The 1,002-nt window shown below is 63.1% G+C and carries 1 pseudogene; it reads right to left on the reverse strand.

Annotation, left to right across the window (positions count from 1 at the left end):
• Positions 1–1,002, reverse strand: a pseudogene (locus AMM41_RS21515) (DDE-type integrase/transposase/recombinase); the annotation flags it as partial.

Here is a 1,002-nt window from a genome sequence, read left to right on the forward strand (position 1 = left end):
CTCGTCGGCCTGGCGGATCAGCTCGTGCTGCTGAACCAAAGTGCCCTCAAGGGCCGTGGTGTCGGCGTGCACTGAGCTGGCCATGTTGGATTCCTCGTCCATGGCCGCCATGGCATCGGCAAACAAACGCTCGGCCAAGGCCTTGACTTGTTTGTAGCTGTAGACCCCTTGCGCCAAGGCTTGGGCACAGGCGCCGTCAATGCAGACAGCCGGGTAGCGTTTGGTCAATCCCACGATGCCCCAGAGCTTCCTTTGGCCCACCCGACCTTCGGCTGCAAACATCAGCTCACACAGGCGGCTGGCGTGCTCGCCAATTTCTTTGGCCTGGCCAAGGATCAACCGCGTCTCGCGTGATGGGTTGAACACCCGCTCATCCGCAGGCAGCACCACCGAGCCTGGCCGCTCGGCTTTGGCATGTGTGCGCAGCAAAGCGCCTTGCACATCCCGGATCTCGATGCGCCGCTCAAAGATGCGCACCAGCACTTTGGAGCCGATGGCCGCAGGGCGTGCGGCGTAGCTGCTGTGATCGACCCGCACGCAGCTGTCGTCGCACACGGTGCGCACGCCTTGCGTGAAGTACTGCATGCCCAGCAGGGGTAAGGGCTTGAGGTGCGCACGTTCGGCCTCGAACATGGCCTGCACCTGTTGGCGCTCGCTGCCGTGAATGCGCTTGGCGGCCCAACTCGTTTCCCAATGCTCCAAGTGCTCGTTCTGGGCCTCGATCGATTCAAAGCGTCTGCCCTTCAAGGCTGTAGCTTGGGTGTGGCCGATGGCGTGCTCCACCGTGCCCTTGCGGTTGGGGTCGCGCACGCGGGCGGGGTCGGCCACCACGCCATAGTGCTCGAGCATGGCGGCATACACTGGGTTGAGTTCAGGCTCGTACAAATCGGGCCTCTGCACACCCTCCTTGAGGTTGTCCAGCACCACGTACTGGGGGCAGCCGCCAAAGTAGCGAAATGCCTGCTCGTGCAGCTGGGCCCACACTTGTTGGCTGGACTTCCA

It is taken from the genome of Limnohabitans sp. 2KL-3, from assembly GCF_001269405.1.
GTDB lineage: Bacteria > Pseudomonadota > Gammaproteobacteria > Burkholderiales > Burkholderiaceae_C > Limnohabitans_A.